Here is a 20,676-nt window from a genome sequence, read left to right on the forward strand (position 1 = left end):
ATTTAGGAGAGACATGATATGAAAGAAAAAGAGCGCTTAATTATAGAGATGGCTATGAAGTTATTTGCGACTAAGGGTGTAAATGCGACATCAGTGCAGGAAATTGTGACAGCTTGTGGCATATCTAAGGGAGCCTTTTATTTATACTTTAAATCAAAAGAGGAACTTTTATTAGCGACACTTCGATATTACTATGACAAGATTCAAAACAAAATGATGGATATTGAAAAAGAGTCGTTATTGCCACGTGAAAAATTTGCAAAACAATTGCATTGCCAGTTTAATGATATACAAAAGCATAAAGAATTTATTATTATGCATGCAAGGGAAAATGCGATTCCTTTTAATAAAGAAGTAGAAGAATTTATGATGCGGATGAAGTTAGAGTCTCACGCATTTTATCGGAATAGTTTACTGTCTATTTATGGTGATAAGGTTATGCCATATTTATTAGATTTAGTCATTATGGTAGAAGGCATATGCCGGGGATATTTAGAACTAATTATTTTACAAGCGCCAGAAATAGACTTATCTTACGTCTCGGCTTTTATTTTGAAAAGAGTGGATCATTTAGTAGATGGATTGGTAAAATCTTCAGAAGAACCTGTGTTACATGAAGAAAGGTTTGGAGAATTTCTTTGTAAATCAGAGCTTATTAAGGAGCAGGTTAAGGAAAATTTTTTAAAAGAAATTATTGTGTTTAAACGTACTTTAGCGGATCAATTAGAAGATGAGGAATTGCTTGTTACATTAGATGTTTTGGAGGCAGAAATGAGGATGCAAAATCCAAGAATTCCGGTTATCCAAGGGATGTTGTTCAATTTAGAGGCATATCCAACTTTAAAAGAATTCCGTTTGAGGCTTATGGGCTATTACAATATAAAAAGGTAACAATGATAGTTTTCATTGTTACCTTTTTATTATTTAGGTCTTTCATCTGAATTCACTAGCTTAGAAGTATCGAAATTCCGTATTTCATTAGAGAAGTTAGTTAATCTTTGTTCGTAATCTCGTTTATTAGTAATCGGTTCAGTTGTAGCTAATTGTTTTACAATCCAATCATTTATATATCTGTAATAATGCGTTTGGTCAGACATATAATTAGAAAGATTATACGTAACTTCTTTTTGATCTTGGAAATCATAGAGTTTTACATTTTTTAGTTGTGCTAATTTAGTGTATACTTCTTTTTTAAATAACATATTTTCCTTAGTATGCTTTGAGTCGTTTTTATCCATAACTACGTGATATGTTACTGGATATGGCGCATAGAAAAATGTAAACTGTACTTCCGGGTTTTGTTTTACAAATTCAATAATATTAGAATCAAAAGATTTAAGCATTTGTTCATGATACCAACCATCGCTGATTGATTGATGAGGTGTTCCGTCAACAACCCTTTTAGCTATATCTACTGAGAAATTTGGCTCGTCATCTCCAAATTTGTATAGCCAGTGGGGATCCTGTGGAGATTTTGTTGGATCTAGTTTTAACTTCATATTCTGCAATGCTATTTTTCGAGAATACGGGCTAATTAAATATTGGATATCATTCAACTTATTTGTATCATACATGTAAGTTGGAAATGGTGAAGCACCTTCTGATACCCATTCAGGTTTTCCAGAGAATGAATATAAATTAAGCTCCCAAATAATATTTTTAACAGTTTTTGAATGCGTAGCTAACTGGGCTGTCATATTTTGTTCCCTAGCTGTTGAACCTGGAAGAGAGCCATTAAAGCTGGTAGTATGAAGTAATTTATTAGCGTCAGGTTCAAGGAAGTTTCTTCCCATAGAAGTTCCTACAAATAAGGTATCATAATCCATATGTTTAATAAGTCCAGGCATTTGATAGCGTTCAGTAGCATAAAAATAATCGTTCTTCTTAAATTTATATACATACAATGGGTCAAGCTTATAAACAATAGAGCAAACTATTCCAGATAAAATGAAAAGGAATATAATAAACCAACATATAAAACGTTTATACATATTTTTCACCTACGGTTATTAGAAATTAAAGTATAAGAATGAACTTACACGATTTAAATACATCAAAGAAAGTATAAACATGCTAGCTAATGCAAGAGCATAAATCGGTTTTGGACGGAAAGATTCTAATTTTTCTATAGAATTTTTTGTAAATAATACAATAGCGATTCCAATTGCTAGGTATAAAATAGTTTGGAAGTTAAAATGATCACCAGTCACTTGGAACGGGAATAAATTACAAATTGAATAAATTAAATTATCCATTATAGACACACCAGTTAATGTTTCTGGACGGAATTGAATAAGTGCTGTTTGGATGTGTAAGTAATTTACGTTGAACATGCGATTTAACATAGTTAATGCATCTTCTACAGAAGTAGCTCTGAAGAACACCCATGTTACATGTACAAATCCCATTGTTAAAATCCAAGCAATAAATTTAGGCATTTTTCCACCTAAGTTTTTAAATAATCGATGTATTACAATAGCTAATCCGTGTAAAACGCCCCAAATGACAAACGTCCATCCAGCGCCATGCCAAATTCCACTTATAAGAAAAATTGTAAATAAATTTAAATAAGTACGAATTTGCCCTTTTCGACTCCCACCCAATGGAATATATACATATTGGGTGAAAAATCGTCCTAATGTCATATGCCAACGTCTCCAAAAATCTTGAATACTTAAAGATTTATAAGGAGAGAAGAAGTTAATTGGTAGTATAATGTTGAATAACAACGCTGCACCTATTGCCATATCACAATATCCACTAAAATCAAAATACAGTTGTAATGTATACGCAAGTGATGAAACCCATGCATCGGTCGTAGATAGTTGATTTACATTGCTAAAGCCAAAATCAGCCCATTGTGCTAGTGAATCAGCAATTACTACTTTTTTAGTAAGACCAATTCCGAATATGTAAAGTCCTTTTGTAATGTTTTCAATATTCGGCCTTCTTTTAGATTCATCTTGAAATTGAGGGAGGACCTTACTATGATGGACAATGGGTCCTGCAATAAGTTGCGGGAAAAACGTTACGAACAAGCAAAAATCAATAAAATTAAACTTTGTTAATTCCCTCTTATAACAATCTACTAAAAAACCTATCTTTTGGAAGGTAATAAAACTAATGCCTAAAGGCAGTAATAACTTTAATAAAGGTACATCAGTTCCAAATAGGGTATTTATATTATCTAAGAAGAAATCAGAGTATTTAAAGTATCCCAGTAATGAGATGTTAAATACTAAACCAACTATTAAAAATACTTTTCGGGTTTTTTGATTGATTTTTTGTATAATTTGTTGGCCTATAAATGCGTTTGTAAATAATGAAACTCCTATTAGCAATAGGTATTTCACCTCAAAATATGCATAAAAGTAAAGGGACATACCTACTAAAAAAAGTTTCGCGAAATTTTTGTTAACTTTTTGCAATAGGAAATATCCAATTACTGCTATAGGCAAGAATAAAAGCATAAATTCAAAAGAATTAAAAAGCATAATATAGCCCCCAGCATTAATAAAATCTTACTCTATAAAAAACGTGACAACAGAGCAAGATGTTGTCACGCAAAGTATAGTATAGCATAAAATATGGATGAAAATCTTATATCTATTAATTTTTATTTTGAGACCATTCTTCTACATTCCAAACTTTTGTAATCCAATCTTCATAGAAGTCTGGTTCGTGACATACAAGGAGGATTGTTCCTTTATATGCTTTCATAGCCTTCTTAAGTTCTGCTTTTGCTGTCACATCAAGATGGTTTGTCGGCTCATCAAATAGTAGCCAGTTACTTTCTTCACCCATTAGTTTACATAAACGAACTTTTGCTTGTTCTCCACCACTTAATTGACTTAACGGGCGAGAAATATGTTCATTTTTTAATCCGCATTTTGCTAACATCGCACGAATTTGATGCTGGTCTAAGCCAGGGAATGTATTCCATACATCATCAATTGGTGTTATATTGTCAGCTTTAACCTCTTGCTCAAAGTATGCAGGCTCTAAGAAGTCCCCAAGGCTTGTTTTACCGCTTAGAGGTTTAATTTTACCTAAGATTGTTTTTAGTAACGTTGATTTACCAACACCATTACATCCAACGATAGCAATTTTTTCACCGCGTTCAATTGTCATTGATAGCTTTGGTAGTAGTGGATGTGTATATCCAATTTCTACATTTTCACCTTCAAAGACGAAGCGACTACTTGCACGACTTTCTTTAAATGAGAATTCAGGTTTAATTGCTGTTTCTGGGCGATCAATAAGTTCCATGCGATCAAGTTGTTTTTGACGACTCTTTGCACGACCTGTTGTTGAATAACGGGCTTTGTTCTTTGCAATGAAATCTTCTTGCTTTTTGATAAACTCGCGCTGTTTTTCATAAGCGTTTATATGTTGATTTTTATTGATTTCTGCTAGTTCTAGGAATTTTTCATATGTCGCTGTATAGCGTGTCATTTTTGTGAATTCTAGATGGAAAATAACATCAACACATTTGTTCATAAATTCCGTATCATGAGAAATTAATAAGAATGCATGTGGGTATTCTTTTAAATAATTTGTTAACCAATGAATATGTTCAACGTCTAAATAGTTAGTAGGTTCATCAAGTAATAACACTTCTGGTTGTTCAAGTAATAGCTTTGCAAGCAATACTTTTGTACGTTGTCCACCGCTTAGTGCTGAAACATCACGATCTAAACCAATTGCATCAATTCCAAGACCACGTGCAGCCTCTTCAATTTTCATATCTAGTAAATAGAAACCACCTGCTTCAAGTGCATCTTGTATTTCTGCCATTTGCTCAAGAAGTTCTTCTAGCTCTTCTGGTGTAGCAGTTCCCATTTTTTCTGTAACTTCATTTAAAGCTTTTTCCTTTTCGAATAACGGTAAAAATGCATCCGCTAGTACGTCACGAATTGTACGTCCAGGCGTTAAAACAGTATGCTGATCTAAGTAACCGTAATGTGTGCCCGGTGTCCATTCTACACGACCTTGGTCATGAATAAGCTGACCAGTAATGATATTCATGAATGTTGATTTACCAACACCGTTTGCACCAACTAATCCAACGTGCTCACCTGCTAGTAATCGCATAGATACATCTTTAAATAATGTACGATCGCCAAATGTATGTCCTAATTTTTCAACTGTTAATAAGCTCATAGTATCCTCCGTCCAACTTGAAATAGTACCTTGAATCATGATACTAAATTCTGTGATATAATGCTATTATTTCAAAAAGGTACATTATTCATTTTCCGGATTTTTATAGATGAAATACAGAAAATCGGATGGATTATTATGTTTTTATATGTATATTATTGGGTATTTTTTAATTTAAATGAACAAATGATAATTAAGGTATAAATATGTTGAAGTTAATTAGGTTACTGTATAATTTGTAGAGGTACTATATTTAATAGGGGAACCTGCTATACTAAGTGAAGAGAAATATGAAATATACACTAGAAAAAATAAAAAATTATATTAGTGCTTTACCGGATATCGTTATATATGTGGAAAATAGACATATCTGGTTTAAATGGAAAGGTGAGTCTAAAGTATATATTATATAATATGAAACAATTTTAAATTCTTTTTTATGGAGGTCAACAATGCCAAAAATTACGGTACTAATGCCTGTATATAATGGTGAAAAATATTTAAGAGAGTCTGTTGATAGTATTTTGAACCAAACTTTTACAGATTTTGAATTATTAATTATAAACGATGGATCAACAGATAGTAGTATGGAGATTTTGAATTCCTATAGTGATTCACGAATAAGAATAGTGACAAATGAAGTGAATTTAAGGTTGATTAAGACATTAAATAAGGGAATTGATTTAGCAACAGGGGAATATATTGCTAGGATGGATTGTGATGATATAGCAGATCCAAAACGTTTAGAAATTCAATTGCAGTATATGGAGAAGCATCCTGATGTTGCAGTTTGTGGAACGGGTGTTAAAGTTATAGGTCAGAATCGAAAACCGTGGCAAATTTCAGGTTCTTCGGAATTAATTAGAAATTGTTTATATGTTCGAAGCTGTATGATTCATCCATCTGTGATGATGCGCACGGAATTTTTAAAAGAACACAATATTTATTATGATTTGAATTACTTACATGCTGAAGATTATGAGTTGTTCCAGAGATTAAGTGAGAAGTATAAAGTAATTAACTTAGAGGAGCCACTATTGAATTATCGTTGGTCAGAAACAAGTGTAAGTAGTCTTAATGCCTCCGATCAAGAGGTTATGGCCGCAAAGATTTCTACAGAGGCTTTATCTCGTATTGGAATTGAATTTAATCGCGTACCATTTGCAAGGGGTACATTAACGAAAGAAGAATTATTAGAAGTAAAACGCCAATTAGAAGAACAATATCATAAGGCTAACAAAGAGGATGAAAATATTAAGCAAATATTCCAATTTCTATGGCTTGATATGATTCTTAAAGGAACGAAGCATGGTTTATGGAATATAAAAATGTTATTTTCCCCTAAATTTTGTTCTATTTTATTGATGGATAAAGGTCTCCTGACACGTATAATTGCGAAGAGTTTACTGAAGAAGTAATTGGAATCAACTCAATGTTGAAATATTATAATGAGAACAGTTTTTATAAGTTTAAAAATAAGAAAAGAGACGTGCTATTCAAAAGTGAATGGTACGTCTCTTTTTATTACGTCTTTAAGATTTTTTAAATTTAGATGTTAACTTAGAAAGAGCCATGAATAAGATTTCATCTTTTGTCAGGAATAGCAATAGAGTATATGCAAGTCCATTTGTGACAACTAATGCTAGAAATAAAGGAATTGTTCCTGACACGTATAGTTGAACTACATAAGAAATTGGAAAGAATGTAAGGGAATAGAATAAATATTTAAAGTTGGCCATCGTAAATAGGTGATAGTTTACCTTTAAAGATTTTTTGATATAAAAATATATATACACAACAAGTAATAGCGTTGCAATTGTTGTTGTCAAAGTTGCTGTCGTTGGTGTAAATAAATTGATCTTTAGCAGTATTACTTTAAGTATAATATTTATAACCCCAAATACTAATAGCGCACGTACCAATATATGTTCTTTACGTTTAATGTACATAATTTGATTTCCAAGAATGGATTGGATACCTAATATAACCATGTAAACAGAAAAAATAGCCAATGTAGGTCCAGCAGCAGCATATTGTGCGCCGCCATAGATTACAACAATTAAATTCGAGACAATGATAATTCCTATAGCTGCTGGGAATAAGGTGATGAAATAAAGTTGAGATATTGTATTTAATAATTTATCATATGCTGTTTCATCATCACCTTCGGATAAGTAAGAAAGCCTTGGTAAGGTTACTTGTATAACGCTTAACATGAGTAAGTTAATAATAGACATAATTTGAAAAGCCATTACATAGAAAGAAACATATTTTTCGCCTACGTATTCTCCAAGGAAGAAGCGATCCAAGTGAGTATAAAGTATATGCGCATTTGAGAAGATGGCGATTAATAATAATGGTTTTAAATGTTTTTTGATAGTAATATTTGAAAAATCGAATTTTACAGTGCGTCTTATATATATATAACTAATAATATTATTTAAGAAATTAGAAAGTACTAATAGTCCTGTAAATTGATAAAAATCTTGAGCAGTTTGTACAAAGATAAAAAGCATTACGACATAAATTAATTTTACAATGATGGTCTTTAATGTAATAAAGTCGAAATTTTCGTAGGCTTCATTTAGCCACTCTACATAAAAAATATTTGCAATAAAGTTAAATCCAAATATGAGGAGGATATAAAATAAACCTTTTTCCGCATATCCGAAGTAACTAAATAGTAAATATGCTCCAAATGTTAATAAATTCGTGAAGATACTTAATATAAATAAACTAGTAAATAATTGTTCAGATTTCTTTTTATTATCCTTAATGGCACTAATTTCTCTTAATCCATATTGATGGATGCCAAATACAGCAAAAATGAAGAAGTAAGTAAAAATTGTTTCAGAGAAGTTCACTTTCCCCATCGAAGAGGCACCTAGTGTACGATAAGCATAGGGGCCAACAAGAATTGGAAGTATGACATTGAAAATGTTTAATAAAATTTTGTATATAATATTTTTAGCAATTGATTTTTGCATAATAGAACCCTTCTAAATATATTTTTAATTTTGTAATGCACCAAAATATTTATTCTAAAATTTTAAAAGTAAGAACAAGAACATCTGTATAAGTTTACCGCATATAAACTTTGTAAATCAACTTTTTATATTATTTATAATGTGTATAAAAGATAGTTATTCTGTTTGGAGCTGTATACTTGGAATAATAGGTAGTCTATTATGGGAGGTTTTGATTCAGAAATATAATTATTGATTATTTATATCGCTATATGGAGTAACTCCTATAGATTTAACAATTATTTTTTCGCTTTCTGTATCATCCAAATATTGTTTCACTACTTGGATTTTTTCTGTTGAAGAAAATTGAGCCATAAAAAATGCACTCCACTTGTTAGAATATGTCTAACAAGTGGAGTGCCCTTCAATTCTTAATATGAAAGTAAGAGGCTTTTGTATTAAGAATTGAAATGATAGGTTAATCTTTGTCTGGCTCAGTTGCATGTAGTTTTTGCTTTAGTAACGCATAATCTTGCGTTAATGTTACAAGTTGATGATGTTGTTTAGAAATTTTTCTTGTTAGATCAAAAATTAAGATGAAACAGAATAATAATCCAAATAAAAATAAAATGGAAGGGGGATATTCTACTTTTAGTAGTTTTCCAATCCAGTTTATAATTTTATCGGTAGAACTTAAAATAGCCATTGCAATACAAACAAAAATCCACAAAACAGCATATTTCGTTTCTAAAGTTCCGCGACGAATAGAATTAATAATTAATAATAATAATAATAAAATAAAGATGAATGAAAAGGTAATTATAGGCATTTATTATCAACCTTTCACGATTTTTTGCATCAATATAGCAAGACTGACCTTAATCATGTAATATGCAGATTTAAAAGGTGTGATAGAAGATTGTCCACCTTGTCGCTCTTGCATATTTACAGATATTTCATTAATGCGAAGTTTTTTCTTTTTTAAATGAATAAGAACTTCTGGTTCTGGATAATCTTTTGGATAATTGTGTGCAAAAATTGTAATTACTTCTCGATTGATAGCACGATATCCAGAAGTTGGATCCATAAATGTTTGTTTTGTTAGTACTTTCAATAGGGCAGTAAAATAAAAAATACCGATTCTTCTGGAAATACTACCTTTATATGCTGTTTTTTCTGTAAAACGTGACCCTAGTACCATATCGCATTCATCTTCAGCGATAGGCTTTATAATTTTATATAAATCATCTGGGTTATGTTGTCCATCAGCATCGAACTGAATCGCAATATCATATCCATTCTCATATGCGTATTTATATCCAGTTTGTACAGCTGAGCCAATACCTAGATTATATGGTAAATTCACAAGGTGAACAGGAAATTCTTTTACGATTTGAGCTGTTTTATCGTGTGATCCATCATTAATAACGCAAATGCTTAATCCAGTAAAATGCTGTTTTAGTTTTAATAATCTTGTTAATGTATCTGCAATTGCCTCTTCCTCGTTATACGCTGGAATAATAATTAACGTTTTTGGTATTGAAATTGGTACTTCAATAGTCATTACCGCACCATCCCTTATATACTTAATCATATTATGGTTATTTTTAAACGAACTTTCTTTAATATACCATTAACAGTATAACAAAATAAAGGAAAAGCTGGTGCATGATTTAAGAGGACAGATTGAGAATAAAAGGATAAGGGGGAATATTTTGCATAAAAAATACATGCAAGGAAGAAAGAACCTATGCATGTATATGGAAGAGTATCGTATTAAATATTCCAAGGTTTATTTAAAGTTAAAACCTCAGCCATTTCTTTACTTTTTAAACGTCCTTTTTTTCTATTTTCCGCGCGTTCTGAACCGGTTGTGTGTAACCAATGTTCTTCTTCAGTTTCAGGAAGTACTTGTGGTACGGACGAAGGTTTTCCATCTTTTATTGCCACAAATGTAATGAAGCAAGTGGCAGCAATTCTACGCTCGCCTGCTAATAAATTTTCTGCGATTACCTTTACGAAAACTTCCATTGAAGATTTCCCTGTATAACATACAAATGCTTCATAACAAACAGAATCAGCTTGGTGAATTGGAGTTAAAAAATCAACTGAATCAATAGATGCTGTTACGCAATGTTTACGACTATGTCTTGCAGCCGCAATTGAAGCAATACTATCAATTTCTGCTAATAATTTCCCTCCAAAAAGTGTTTGGTGATTATTTAAATCGTTAGGAAAAACACGTGTTGTTTTAATTGCTTTTGATTCTCGCATGAATTTCTTTTCCATATATTCAGCCCCTATAGTCTGTTTTCAATCAGAATAATATGTGTAAGTGGATTACTCATATTAGATATTTAATAAAGTAAAGCGTATTCCAAAAGAGGATTATTTAAACTTCTGTATTTGTATTCATGTAACTGAAAGAAAATTTATTTTATCTAAAATGTAGTGTAAAAGAGGATTCGCTTACATTGCAAGTAAAAAGTAATGACTATGTATTTGTCATAGAAATTCCCTATCAGCCGTGTACCCATTCATGATAGAATCGTTTTGTTATGAATGGAAATAGAGGTGCAATGGACATATGAATCATATACAAACAAATTTTTCATCTTTCTTCAATAAAATTACGATTGGTGCGATGCTCGCATTTTTTGTTTATAGTTGTTGGACAGCATTTGAGACAAGTAAGCAATTTTTTGGAGGAAGTACAACAAGTGTAACAATCATATTGGCAATTTTCGTCATACTCATTTTGTTAGTGGCAACAATTCTACAATATCGTTTTACAGACAAACAATTTCTTATTTTTCTTATAAGTATATCTATAGTTGTGAGGCTTAGTATGCTGTTATTTGTAGACGCTCCAATAATTGGTGATATGAAAATGATGTATGAGTCTGCAAAGGAGATTGCAATTGGTAATAATATAGGGACTATAACTCATTTGCCGTTTATTATATATGAGTCAGTAATTATTCGTATATTTGGTGATACATTATTTGCTTTACAACTATTTAATGTGTTATTTTGCGCAGGAACTGCATTTTTTATTTATCGTATTGCGGCAATGGTTTTTGGAGAAGAATGCGGTCGTATTGCTTCCACATTTTATGCCCTATATATTCCAAATATATTCATGAGTTCCGTATTAACTCCTGAGTCACTTGCAATATTTTTATTTTATTTTGCTTGTTACATACTTTTATATAAAGGATTAGATCATCCTTATATGTGGGTGTTTTCAGCGATTTTATTTGCATGTAGTAATATGATTTTCCCAATGGGATTATTTCTTCCTATTTTTATCACGATATATGTATTATTAATTGAAGTGCTTCAATCAGCAACGAAACAAAAAGTGTTACTAAAGACGATAGGGATACTTATTCTGTTTTATAGTGCTCATTTTAGTGTGAATTATGGAATTAAGACAATGGGACTGTCACAATATACGATTTCGAATGAGACGTATGTTCAATCTGTCTTAATTGGAAAAGCGCAACGTGAGGAAAAAGTATCGAAAAATCAAAGTGTAACAGAGCATATTGATCAGAAGTTAAAAGAGATTGAGGGAGAAAGATTTAAACTTTTAGAACCGGTGATAAATCAGTTTTCAGATGAGGGGATAAATTCTACTCTTTTCAAATGTGAAAAACTGATATATATAGCGGTAACATTGTTTATGACTATAGCTCTATTACACTTTCTTATTAAGAAACAACAAAATGAGGGATATATGTTGTTCTTATTGTTAATTAGCGGATACGTATTGTTAAAGCTCTTCCAAGTCGATATGGCATATTATAATCTTATTGTGCCAGCATTGTTTATTTTGCAAAGCTTTGGTGTTTATATGAGTTATGTGTATTGTCAAAAAATATTTTTCAGAAAATAAAAAGAATCCAGTTTGGATTCTTTTTTTATGGATAGAAGATGAAAGCTAAGAGTCAGCAGGGATAAAATATCTCTACTGACATAAACTTCACTCTATCGATTTAATTCCAGTTGTAAACTATCGGCTGTTAGAGCCATTTTTGAGGAATCGTCTTGAATTCCTTTCATTACTTGTGAAATGGTTTCTAACTCATTCTCAATTTTTTTATTCTGTTCTTTCGAGTTAGACATGTCTTTTACGATTTCTTGGAAGTATTGATCCGTTGCAGACATACTATCAGTTCCTTCAGATACGAGAGAGCTAATTTGTTTCACGGAAGAAGAGACACGAACAATCTGTTCATTTGTTTTTTCAACGAGCTTTGTAACGTTAAATATAGATTCTTTCGTTTGCTCTGATAACTTTCTAATTTCTCCAGCTACAACAGAAAAGCCTTTGCCAAATTCCCCAGCACGCGCAGATTCAATTGCAGCGTTTAGTGCGAGTAAATTTGTTTGCTCGGCAATTGATTTTACAATATCTATAATTTCGTTAATTTTGTTAGAAATATCGAGAAGTTCATGTGTATCTGTAATAATCGTTTCCATGTTCGTTTGAATGTATTCCATTCGTTTATTTTGCTCATTTAATTGTTCTTTACCTTTATTTGCTTTTTCTTCTGATGTTGTAGCTAATGACGTACCTGTTTTAGCAATTTCTACAATCGTTTCAGATTTAGCGGTTAACTGCTGAATAGAAGCGCTTGTTTTTTCAGATACAGATGCTAGTTCTGTTGCAATGTGCGTAATGGTCATAGCTGTTATTTCTTTTTCTTTTTCAAGTTCTTTTTGCATTCTTTCATATTCAGATTCATAAGACGCAATAACGAGTTCTTGTTCAAGAGTAAGTAATTTGTTTATTACGTTTATAGAATAAGAAAAATCGTCAATTGTTGTAATTTTCGTTTTTAAAATCTTCATGATAGAGCGGAATAATTCTTGATAAGCGGCAGTATACCATTTTCTATGTAACCCAATTTGTACATGTCTTTTTGCAATTCTAACACGTTGTTCAATAAAGTCTTCATGCATATCTCCACTAAATAATTCTTTTATATGTGTTTTTAAAGTTTGCTTTAGTTTTGGAATAGAGCTATAACGTTCGATAATCGTAATTAAATTAGGCTGTTTTGTAATATTGGAATAGAATTTTTCAGTAATCCAATCAATTTCTTCATAAATAAAAGGCTGTAGTACCTTTACGATTTGTAAATCTTCTTTTGAAATATGTAGCATATCCATTTGAATTTTCAGTTCAGAATTAGTAGGAACGTTAAAAGTGATTTGTTGATTCTTACTTAATTCAAGTATACTTACGTTTGTTTTATTGTTATGTTTTTTAAAAACCCCAAGCATCGTTCTTCCCCCTGTTTGTAAAGCGTTTTCATTTTTGGTTCTAATATAATTATATATTTTTATATACAATTACTCTATGTTAGTGTGTAGAATAGTATATAAATTAAGAGAATTCCATATAGAATTCTCTTAATGACCTTTATTAATTTTAGCATGTGTTTTAAAGAAAACTGGGAAATGTACATTATATATGACAGTGACAACACGAATAATGAATGTTACTAATAAACAAACATAGAAAGCCAATACGTGTGCCCCCATTGCATATGTGATTAGGAAACTAATTGCCCCTAAAATAGAAGCGATGGCGTAAATTTCTTTTCGGAAGACGTAGGGGATATCTTGAGCGCAAATGTCACGCAAAATACCGCCTCCAATACCTGTAATAACTCCCATTGAAACAACTAAAAATGAGGCGTCAACATGATGTGACATTGCCGCATTTGCACCAATAGCTGTAAAAACGCCTAAGCCAACAGCGTCAGAAAGCATAATAACAACTTGAAGTTTATTGATACGCTCAAAAAACATACAAGTAAATAATGCTGATAATACGCTTACGAAAAAGTAAATGGGTTTAACAAATGCGACGGGAGGCAGGTTACCGATCATAATATCACGAATAATACCGCCGCCGAGCGCAGTAGCTACAGCTAAACAAAGGACACCGAATAAATCTAAATCTTTTTTTAAACCAACTAATGTACCAGAAATGGCAGCGGCGATAATGCCAAGAAACGTAAATATATCGATTAATAACATGGCCTTAATCCCTTCCTCTTAAAGATGTTCCAGAGAAAAAATATACACTAAAGTATTGGAAATAACAATTACTTTTCGCTACATGTAGAAAAACGGATAAAATACATAAAGAAAGCGTTTGAAAATGTTTGGAAAATAGCTATAAAGTAATTTGAAAAAGATATGAAAAGATTAATTTTACATTTTTTGGTGTTACCTACTTGGTAAAATGTTACAATGGTAGGTATGTTGTTTACATCTGTATAAAATGATAAAAAAATATGTATATACTGACAAAAATAAGGGGATGGTTGTTAGATAGCTTTTGTAAAAATAAGGAGTATAGCGAAAGAACAGTAATTTCTATTACTGATTAATACTTGTCCTGGCTAGTTTTAGCTGGAAAAATAGTTCTCGATTTGAATATGAGTTATGTTATAATTGCTAGGTGTGTTTGAATGATAAAAAATTATGATTAAAAGATAATGTTAAGATTTTGTATGGAGGTCTTGGAATGTTAGCAAATCAAGCTAGGGTTAGATTTGAGCGTTTTTTGCTCTTTTTTATTATTTTACAGCCTGTTTTAGATTTATTAACGTCTCTTAGCATCACTTTATTAAAGTCAAGTGCTACCGTTGGAATTTTAGTAAGATTCCTTATTATGGCTGTTGGTAGCATTTATATTTTAATTCAGGCAAAAGAGAAGGGAAATAGAAAGTTTTTAATTTATCTGATATTATTAGCCGGAGTTTTAGGGGTAGGATTTATTAATAACAAACTAGTTAAGGATCCTATTGTACTTGGTGAAGAAGTTAAATTCGTTGCGAAAGCATTATATATATATATCATGCTGGGGTCATACATTTTAGCTTTAAAATCATTGAAAAAGAAAGTTAATATTAGTGATAAGGTTCGAAATAGTATTGTATATTCTACATTAATCATTAACGCAATTATGGTTATTTCTATTTCAACATCTACTGACTTTGGTAGTTATGAATGGATGAAGGTAGGTTCTCGAGGTTGGTTCTATGCAGGGAATGAACTAGGTTCAATCTTAGCTATTATTTTCCCTATTGTGGTACTATATTCTATTCAAAAAACAAAGAGCTGGAAACACGTTTTATATTGGATTCCATCGCTTTTAATGATTTACTCATTAATTCAGGTCGGTACGAAAGTAGGAATGGGCTCAATTGGTGCTACGTTAGCGGCAGCAATCGGGATCATTGTACTACAATTATTATTTGATAGAAAAAATCCGAACAAAAAATCCCTTGCGTTTAATGCAGTAATTGCTATTGTCCTATTAGCTGGTGTAGTTGGAACGTTTAAACAAACGCCATTAGCACAAAATATGGGCATTCACAATAACTATTTATCAGAGCAAAATGTGGCACAGCAAGGTCAAAAAGAAAAAGAAATTAAAGAGAAGCTGAAAAAAGAGCAAGAACTTAAAGCAAAAGAAGAAAACCATCATAAAGTTGAAAAGCCAGAAGAAAAGGCAAAGATAGAAGAGGAAGTTAAGAAAGAGCTTGAGAAAGAGCAAAAGAAAGAAAATCAAGAAAATCTTATTTTCAGCGGACGTCAAGTATATGAAGAAAGACATAAGCAGTTCTTTAAAGAAGCGCCAACGTCACAAAAGTTATTAGGAATGGGTTATGCAGGTAATTTTAAATATAATGAACAAAAGCAGCCAGATCCAAAGCTAATTGAAATGGACTTCCATGATTGGTTTTATGACTTTGGGATTATTGGTTTTGCATTACTAATGATTCCATTTATTTATTACGGCTTAAGAATCCTACTAGTATTTATTACAAGGTTTAAAGAGATATTTAATATAAAATATGGAATGATTGCAGCAAGCTTATTGTTAGCATTAGGTATTGCTTATATTGCAGGACATATTTTAACAGCACCAGGAGTTGGGATCTACTTTGTAGTGGTGTTAGCTTATCTAATTGTAGACTTAGAAATTGAATGATTAAAATAAAAGCTAACTTTTGTTAGCTTTTATTTTTTAGTACAGTAAAATAAAGATAGATGGAAATGTGGCGAGGATTTAAAGGAGGAAAAAATATGAGAATATTGCATATGAATGCAGGAGCAGAAGATGGGGGAGGGAAAACACATATTATTTCACTTCTCGATCAGTTTCCAACTGGTGAAGTAGAATTAGCGGTATTTGAAGATGGAATTGTTGCGAAAGAAGCAAGAGAGTTAGGGATAAAAGTCCATGTGTTTTCACAAAAATCCCGCTATGATTTATCTATTTTAAAGAATATAAGCGAATTCATTAATAATGAAAAATTTGATATAGTTCATACGCATGGTCCTAGGGCTAATTTCTATGTTTCTTTAATGAAAAAGAGAATAACGGCAAAATGGGTAACGACTATTCATAGTGATCCATTTGAAGACTTTACTAAACAAGGCTTAAAAGGTTGGATTTTTACGAAATTGAATTTGAAAGCCTTAAAAAATATAGATTTATTTTTTGTTGTAACAAATAGATTAAAGAAAAGTTTAGCTGCTTTAGGTATTTCTAATGAAAAGATGCATGTTATTTATAATGGAATTGAATACGATAAGGAAAAAGCAGAAGGTTATAATAAAAAAGAAATGTTCAATATTGATGAAGATGTATTTACGGCAATCCAAGTAGCACGATTGCATCCTGTGAAAGGACATGAAGTTCTATTCGATGCGTTACAACGAACAAAATTAGAGAAAATTAAAGTATTGTTAGTTGGCGATGGCCCGTTAGAAGAAAATCTAAAGTCATTGGCTACTGAAAAAGGGATTAATAATAAAGTCGAGTTTTTAGGGCATCGTCAAGATGTAAAACAATTATTTGCGTCGTCACATGTGAATTTATTAACCTCCCATAGTGAAGGATTTCCACTAGTTTTATTAGAAGCGGCAAATCAACGCGTACCATCAATTGTGACTAGGGCTGGAGAAATTGAACCATTAATTGTAGATGAAACGTATGGATGGATTGTGCCAACAGATGATGGAAGGGCATTAGCATTAGCTTTAGAAGAAGCGTATGATAAGTGGAAAACTGGAGAATTAGCAGCAATGGGGAAACATATTTATGAGCATGCTATTATGAACTTCTCACTTCAAAAACTATATGAAGATACAAAGGAAACATATAAGCAATTAATAGCGAAAAACTTGTAATGATAGAGAGGATAGTTAACTATGGCAGTACAAACAGTTGATATTCTAGGCGTTCCTTTTTCTACAATGACAATGGATGAAACGATCCAATATTTAAAAGAACAACTAGAAGTGGAGCGAACACATACTTTTCAGGTAGTAACAGCAAATCCTGAAATTGTTATGTGTGCAAAAAAGGATGAAGCATTCCATCAAACATTATTAAATGCAGATTTAATTACACCTGATGGTATTGGAGTCGTAAAAGCAAGTGGTATGTTAGGTACACCTGTAAAGGAACGTGTAGCAGGTTTTGATTTAATGTGTAATTTACTTGCGGCGTTATCAGAAGACAATAAACCAGTATCAGTTTTCTTATTAGGTGCAAAACCGCATGTTGTACAAGCTGCAGCAGATCATTTAACGAAGACGTATTCAGCTGTATCTATTGTGGGTATACAAGATGGGTATTTTAAACAAGAAGAAGAAGAGAATATTGTTTCTCGTATTCAAAAGGCAAAACCAGACTTATTGCTTGTTGCACTTGGCTTCCCGAGACAAGAGAACTTTATCCAAACGAATAAACATCGTTTAGAAACGAAAATGGCCGTTGGAGTAGGCGGAAGTTTAGATGTATGGGCTGGAGAGGTAAAACGTGCACCAAAATGGATTCAAGCGATCCATTTAGAGTGGTTTTATAGATTGTGTAGCAATCCAACGCGTTGGCGTCGTCAGTTAGTATTAGCGGAATTTTTAAAAGAAGTCATGCGTTCAAAAAAGTAGCGTTCTATCGCTACTTTTTTATTTGTCCATTTTTAATAAAGTGCGTTTTTATTCATCTACTACCGATTGCGGACACTCACTAATCGGGTGTTTAATGGCCATGGTTTTTTTATCTATCTCTCTTTGCTTCAGCTGAATTTTGAGGTGAGGGGTCTTACTGCCCTCAAATAGTCGGATAAGTATTTTACTTTTTGGGAATGATGAAGGAGAATTTTTTACCGAAAGTATTTTACTTATACAATTCACACATGTAAAATGATGTGTAAAGACAGCTGTGTAAGGAGGACTTCTTGTGGGCAAGGTGAAAGAAATTTCGAAGCGAAAGCTACTTGGTATAGCGGGGCTTGGATGGTTATTTGATGCAATGGATGTTGGAATGCTTTCATTTGTAATGGTAGCGCTGCAAAAAGATTGGGGATTAAGTACCCAAGAAATGGGCTGGATAGGTAGTATTAATTCAATTGGTATGGCGGTCGGGGCGCTCGTTTTTGGAATACTATCAGATAAAATAGGGCGGAAATCAGTCTTTATTATTACATTATTATTATTTTCTATCGGTAGTGGTTTAACGGCTTTAACGACGACACTTGCTATGTTCCTTGTTTTACGATTTTTAATTGGTATGGGGCTTGGTGGAGAACTTCCAGTTGCTTCTACATTAGTATCGGAGAGTGTTGAAGCACATGAACGTGGCAAAATAGTTGTGCTATTAGAAAGTTTTTGGGCAGGTGGATGGCTAATCGCAGCTCTTATCTCGTATTTTGTTATACCGAAATATGGTTGGGAAGTTGCGATGATATTGAGTGCGGTTCCGGCACTATATGCTTTATATTTAAGGTGGAATTTACCGGATTCTCCAAGATTCCAAAAGGTTGAAAAAAGGCCATCCGTTATCGAAAATATAAAGTCAGTTTGGTCTGGAGAATATCGTAAGGCAACAATTATGTTATGGATTTTATGGTTTTCTGTTGTCTTCTCCTATTATGGCATGTTCCTTTGGTTACCTAGTGTAATGGTATTAAAAGGATTTAGTTTAATAAAAAGTTTCCAATACGTACTTATTATGACGTTAGCTCAATTACCAGGTTATTTCACAGCTGCTTGGTTTATTGAACGTCTTGGTCGTAAGTTTGTTTTAGTTACGTATTTAATTGGTACAGCTTGCAGTGCTTACTTATTTGGAGTGGCAGAGTCATTAACGGTATTAATCGTAGCAGGCATGTTACTATCATTCTTTAATTTAGGTGCTTGGGGTGCATTATATGCTTATACACCTGAACAATACCCAACAGTTATTCGTGGTACAGGTGCAGGGATGGCGGCAGCATTCGGTCGTATTGGTGGTATTCTTGGACCGCTATTAGTAGGATATTTAGTTGCTTTACAGGCTTCACTATCACTAATATTTACGATTTTCTGTGGATCAATTTTAATAGGCGTATTTGCTGTAATTATACTTGGGCAAGAAACGAAACAACGAGAATTAGTATAAGGTAAAACTTTAATCGGTAAGTGATCTCAATTATTGGTCCGTACCAATTATGTTTTAGAGTAGTAAAACTAAGAGCCCATGTTTTCTCATTCAGTGGGTTTTACTGCCTACAAATAACGGAAAAAAGGGCAGGGGGAACCATGATGGTTCCCTTTTTTCTGTTTTTTTAGATAAATAATGGTATAGTAAGAAAAAGGGAATGTTCCTTATAAAAGCGAATGTATACAACAGGACATACGGACAAAAGAATTAGGTGGTTGAAGAAATGAAAATTTTACTGATCATGGAAGATGCAGAAGAGCGAAGAAGTTTAGTTGAAAAATTTACTGAAAATATAAGGAATGTAGAATGTTTTGAAGCAAATACAGGAACAGAATCATTATTTATGATGAAGAAGCATACACCAGATTTTGTTTTTTTAAATTCAAAATTACTAGATGGAACGGGTTTTGAATATGCAAGTTTATTACGGGAAGTAAATTGTTATACGAAATTTATTTTTATGGGTGAAGATATAGAAGAGTCCATTACAGCATTTCGTTTTCAAGCAGTTTATTATTTACTACGCCCATTTCGCGAGGAAGATTTGCAATTCCTTTTATATAGAATGGCTAAAGAGCAAGGTGAGAAAGCAAAGAGCTATTTGCGTAAACTACCGATAGAAGGTCAAGAGGGGATTCGGTATATTTTCCCTGAAGATATTGTATATGTAAGCAAAAATAAGGAAAACAAAACAGTTTCAATTTATACAACAAATAATCAGTATATTTCAACATATACACTCCAGGAGCTAGAAAATAAGCTAAATGCATATGATTTTTTACGTGTGCATAAAAGTTATTTAATTAATATGTCATATGTACAAGAGTTAAAGCCTTACTATAATGGCACATATAATCTGTATTTAGATAAATATGATGAGCAACCGATTCCAGTAAGTCGTAATTATGTGAAACGACTTCGAAATAAAATTGAATTATAGCAGATAATGCGAATTTTTTAACATGATAAACTAAAAATCCTTCATGATAGGGAGGATTCAAGTTAAATATTCAGAAAATTTAG

General features: G+C 32.1%; 18 protein-coding genes and 1 pseudogene. 8 read left to right on the forward strand and 11 right to left on the reverse strand.

Annotation, left to right across the window (positions count from 1 at the left end):
- Positions 1-18: 18 nt before the first annotated feature.
- Positions 19-891: a TetR/AcrR family transcriptional regulator gene (locus tag PDQ40_RS14675; protein WP_270691471.1), complete on the forward strand. Its 873-nt coding sequence runs from the start codon at positions 19-21 to the stop codon at positions 889-891.
- Positions 892-920: 29 nt separating this feature from the next.
- Here PDQ40_RS14675 and PDQ40_RS14680 read toward each other — a convergent pair whose 3' ends face one another.
- From PDQ40_RS14680 to PDQ40_RS14690, 3 genes are all read right to left on the reverse strand, one after another.
- The gene (locus PDQ40_RS14680) at positions 921-1,991 is read right to left on the reverse strand and encodes a hypothetical protein (protein WP_000278073.1); all 1,071 of its coding nucleotides are present in this window, start codon (positions 1,989-1,991) and stop codon (positions 921-923) included.
- 18 nt (positions 1,992-2,009) lie between these two features.
- The gene (locus PDQ40_RS14685; protein ID WP_000898525.1) at positions 2,010-3,494 is read right to left on the reverse strand and encodes an MBOAT family O-acyltransferase; all 1,485 of its coding nucleotides are present in this window, start codon (positions 3,492-3,494) and stop codon (positions 2,010-2,012) included.
- A gap of 115 nt (positions 3,495-3,609) precedes the next feature.
- Positions 3,610-5,163 carry an ABC-F family ATP-binding cassette domain-containing protein gene (locus PDQ40_RS14690; RefSeq protein ID WP_000055411.1) on the reverse strand — a complete coding sequence of 518 codons (1,554 nt, stop codon included), beginning with the start codon at positions 5,161-5,163 and terminating at the stop codon, positions 3,610-3,612.
- Positions 5,164-5,615: 452 nt separating this feature from the next.
- Between PDQ40_RS14690 and PDQ40_RS14695 the strand changes: the two genes are divergently transcribed.
- Positions 5,616-6,581 carry a glycosyltransferase family 2 protein gene (locus tag PDQ40_RS14695; protein ID WP_001124449.1) on the forward strand — a complete coding sequence of 322 codons (966 nt, stop codon included), beginning with the start codon at positions 5,616-5,618 and terminating at the stop codon, positions 6,579-6,581.
- 114 nt (positions 6,582-6,695) lie between these two features.
- Here the strand turns inward: PDQ40_RS14695 and PDQ40_RS14700 are convergent, their stop codons facing one another.
- From PDQ40_RS14700 to PDQ40_RS14720, 5 genes are all read right to left on the reverse strand, one after another.
- Positions 6,696-8,150, reverse strand: a complete 1,455-nt coding sequence (locus PDQ40_RS14700) for an oligosaccharide flippase family protein (RefSeq protein WP_001172390.1) — start codon at positions 8,148-8,150, stop codon at positions 6,696-6,698.
- 228 nt (positions 8,151-8,378) lie between these two features.
- Positions 8,379-8,504 carry a hypothetical protein gene (locus tag PDQ40_RS14705; protein ID WP_000046732.1) on the reverse strand — a complete coding sequence of 42 codons (126 nt, stop codon included), beginning with the start codon at positions 8,502-8,504 and terminating at the stop codon, positions 8,379-8,381.
- 103 nt (positions 8,505-8,607) lie between these two features.
- Entirely contained in the window at positions 8,608-8,958 is a 351-nt protein-coding gene (locus PDQ40_RS14710; RefSeq protein WP_001121772.1) for a DUF2304 domain-containing protein, read from the reverse strand.
- A gap of 6 nt (positions 8,959-8,964) precedes the next feature.
- On the reverse strand, positions 8,965-9,693 hold the full coding sequence (locus PDQ40_RS14715) for a glycosyltransferase family 2 protein (protein WP_000151538.1): 729 nt from the start codon (positions 9,691-9,693) through the stop codon (positions 8,965-8,967).
- A gap of 212 nt (positions 9,694-9,905) precedes the next feature.
- The gene (locus PDQ40_RS14720) at positions 9,906-10,418 is read right to left on the reverse strand and encodes an acyl-CoA thioesterase (protein ID WP_000412121.1); all 513 of its coding nucleotides are present in this window, start codon (positions 10,416-10,418) and stop codon (positions 9,906-9,908) included.
- A 298-nt stretch (positions 10,419-10,716) separates the two neighbouring features.
- On the opposite strand from PDQ40_RS14720, the gene PDQ40_RS14725 reads away from it, so the two are divergent.
- Complete coding sequence (locus tag PDQ40_RS14725; RefSeq protein ID WP_001015646.1) at positions 10,717-12,030, forward strand: ArnT family glycosyltransferase; 1,314 nt, start codon at positions 10,717-10,719, stop codon at positions 12,028-12,030.
- Positions 12,031-12,122: 92 nt separating this feature from the next.
- Here the strand turns inward: PDQ40_RS14725 and PDQ40_RS28220 are convergent, their stop codons facing one another.
- The 3 genes and pseudogenes from PDQ40_RS28220 to PDQ40_RS14735 all read right to left on the reverse strand — a co-directional run bounded on the left by PDQ40_RS28220 (position 12,123) and on the right by PDQ40_RS14735 (position 14,186).
- A complete protein-coding gene (locus PDQ40_RS28220) occupies positions 12,123-12,863 on the reverse strand; it encodes a methyl-accepting chemotaxis protein (RefSeq protein WP_370530095.1) in 741 nt (246 codons plus the stop codon).
- 63 nt (positions 12,864-12,926) lie between these two features.
- Positions 12,927-13,424: pseudogene (locus tag PDQ40_RS28225) on the reverse strand (protoglobin family protein); the annotation flags it as partial.
- 129 nt (positions 13,425-13,553) lie between these two features.
- On the reverse strand, positions 13,554-14,186 hold the full coding sequence (locus PDQ40_RS14735; protein WP_000924376.1) for a trimeric intracellular cation channel family protein: 633 nt from the start codon (positions 14,184-14,186) through the stop codon (positions 13,554-13,556).
- 493 nt (positions 14,187-14,679) lie between these two features.
- On the opposite strand from PDQ40_RS14735, the gene PDQ40_RS14740 reads away from it, so the two are divergent.
- The 5 genes from PDQ40_RS14740 to PDQ40_RS14760 all read left to right on the forward strand — a co-directional run bounded on the left by PDQ40_RS14740 (position 14,680) and on the right by PDQ40_RS14760 (position 20,593).
- Positions 14,680-16,152 (forward strand): O-antigen ligase family protein, encoded by a 1,473-nt coding sequence (locus PDQ40_RS14740; RefSeq protein ID WP_000880772.1) that lies wholly within the window; start codon positions 14,680-14,682, stop codon positions 16,150-16,152.
- A 95-nt stretch (positions 16,153-16,247) separates the two neighbouring features.
- Positions 16,248-17,357: a glycosyltransferase family 4 protein gene (locus PDQ40_RS14745; protein WP_001221233.1), complete on the forward strand. Its 1,110-nt coding sequence runs from the start codon at positions 16,248-16,250 to the stop codon at positions 17,355-17,357.
- A 21-nt stretch (positions 17,358-17,378) separates the two neighbouring features.
- On the forward strand, positions 17,379-18,119 hold the full coding sequence (locus PDQ40_RS14750; RefSeq protein WP_000290741.1) for a WecB/TagA/CpsF family glycosyltransferase: 741 nt from the start codon (positions 17,379-17,381) through the stop codon (positions 18,117-18,119).
- A gap of 292 nt (positions 18,120-18,411) precedes the next feature.
- The gene (locus PDQ40_RS14755; protein ID WP_000521096.1) at positions 18,412-19,611 is read left to right on the forward strand and encodes an MFS transporter; all 1,200 of its coding nucleotides are present in this window, start codon (positions 18,412-18,414) and stop codon (positions 19,609-19,611) included.
- Positions 19,612-19,876: 265 nt separating this feature from the next.
- Entirely contained in the window at positions 19,877-20,593 is a 717-nt protein-coding gene (locus PDQ40_RS14760) for a LytR/AlgR family response regulator transcription factor (RefSeq protein ID WP_000698252.1), read from the forward strand.
- Positions 20,594-20,676: the final 83 nt, after the last annotated feature.

Origin of the sequence: Bacillus cereus group sp. Bc061 (assembly GCF_027715825.1) — a bacterium.
In the GTDB taxonomy this organism is placed as follows: domain Bacteria; phylum Bacillota; class Bacilli; order Bacillales; family Bacillaceae_G; genus Bacillus_A; species Bacillus_A paranthracis.

Bases quoted from the DNA above. Each gene is read 5' to 3' on its own strand.
- PDQ40_RS14725 (WP_001015646.1), top strand. From the start codon at position 10,717: ATGAATCATATACAAACAAATTTTTCATCTTTCTTCAATAAAATTACG.
- PDQ40_RS14685 (WP_000898525.1), bottom strand. From the start codon at position 3,494: ATGCTTTTTAATTCTTTTGAATTTATGCTTTTATTCTTGCCTATAGCA.
- PDQ40_RS14705 (WP_000046732.1), bottom strand. From the start codon at position 8,504: ATGGCTCAATTTTCTTCAACAGAAAAAATCCAAGTAGTGAAACAATAT.
- PDQ40_RS14745 (WP_001221233.1), top strand. From the start codon at position 16,248: ATGAGAATATTGCATATGAATGCAGGAGCAGAAGATGGGGGAGGGAAA.
- PDQ40_RS14680 (WP_000278073.1), bottom strand. From the start codon at position 1,991: ATGTATAAACGTTTTATATGTTGGTTTATTATATTCCTTTTCATTTTA.
- PDQ40_RS14740 (WP_000880772.1), top strand. From the start codon at position 14,680: ATGTTAGCAAATCAAGCTAGGGTTAGATTTGAGCGTTTTTTGCTCTTT.
- PDQ40_RS14720 (WP_000412121.1), bottom strand. From the start codon at position 10,418: ATGGAAAAGAAATTCATGCGAGAATCAAAAGCAATTAAAACAACACGT.
- PDQ40_RS14760 (WP_000698252.1), top strand. From the start codon at position 19,877: ATGAAAATTTTACTGATCATGGAAGATGCAGAAGAGCGAAGAAGTTTA.
- PDQ40_RS14715 (WP_000151538.1), bottom strand. From the start codon at position 9,693: ATGACTATTGAAGTACCAATTTCAATACCAAAAACGTTAATTATTATT.
- PDQ40_RS14710 (WP_001121772.1), bottom strand. From the start codon at position 8,958: ATGCCTATAATTACCTTTTCATTCATCTTTATTTTATTATTATTATTA.
- PDQ40_RS14695 (WP_001124449.1), top strand. From the start codon at position 5,616: ATGCCAAAAATTACGGTACTAATGCCTGTATATAATGGTGAAAAATAT.
- PDQ40_RS14675 (WP_270691471.1), top strand. From the start codon at position 19: ATGAAAGAAAAAGAGCGCTTAATTATAGAGATGGCTATGAAGTTATTT.
- PDQ40_RS14750 (WP_000290741.1), top strand. From the start codon at position 17,379: ATGGCAGTACAAACAGTTGATATTCTAGGCGTTCCTTTTTCTACAATG.
- PDQ40_RS28220 (WP_370530095.1), bottom strand. From the start codon at position 12,863: ATGCAAAAAGAACTTGAAAAAGAAAAAGAAATAACAGCTATGACCATT.
- PDQ40_RS14690 (WP_000055411.1), bottom strand. From the start codon at position 5,163: ATGAGCTTATTAACAGTTGAAAAATTAGGACATACATTTGGCGATCGT.
- PDQ40_RS14735 (WP_000924376.1), bottom strand. From the start codon at position 14,186: ATGTTATTAATCGATATATTTACGTTTCTTGGCATTATCGCCGCTGCC.
- PDQ40_RS14700 (WP_001172390.1), bottom strand. From the start codon at position 8,150: ATGCAAAAATCAATTGCTAAAAATATTATATACAAAATTTTATTAAAC.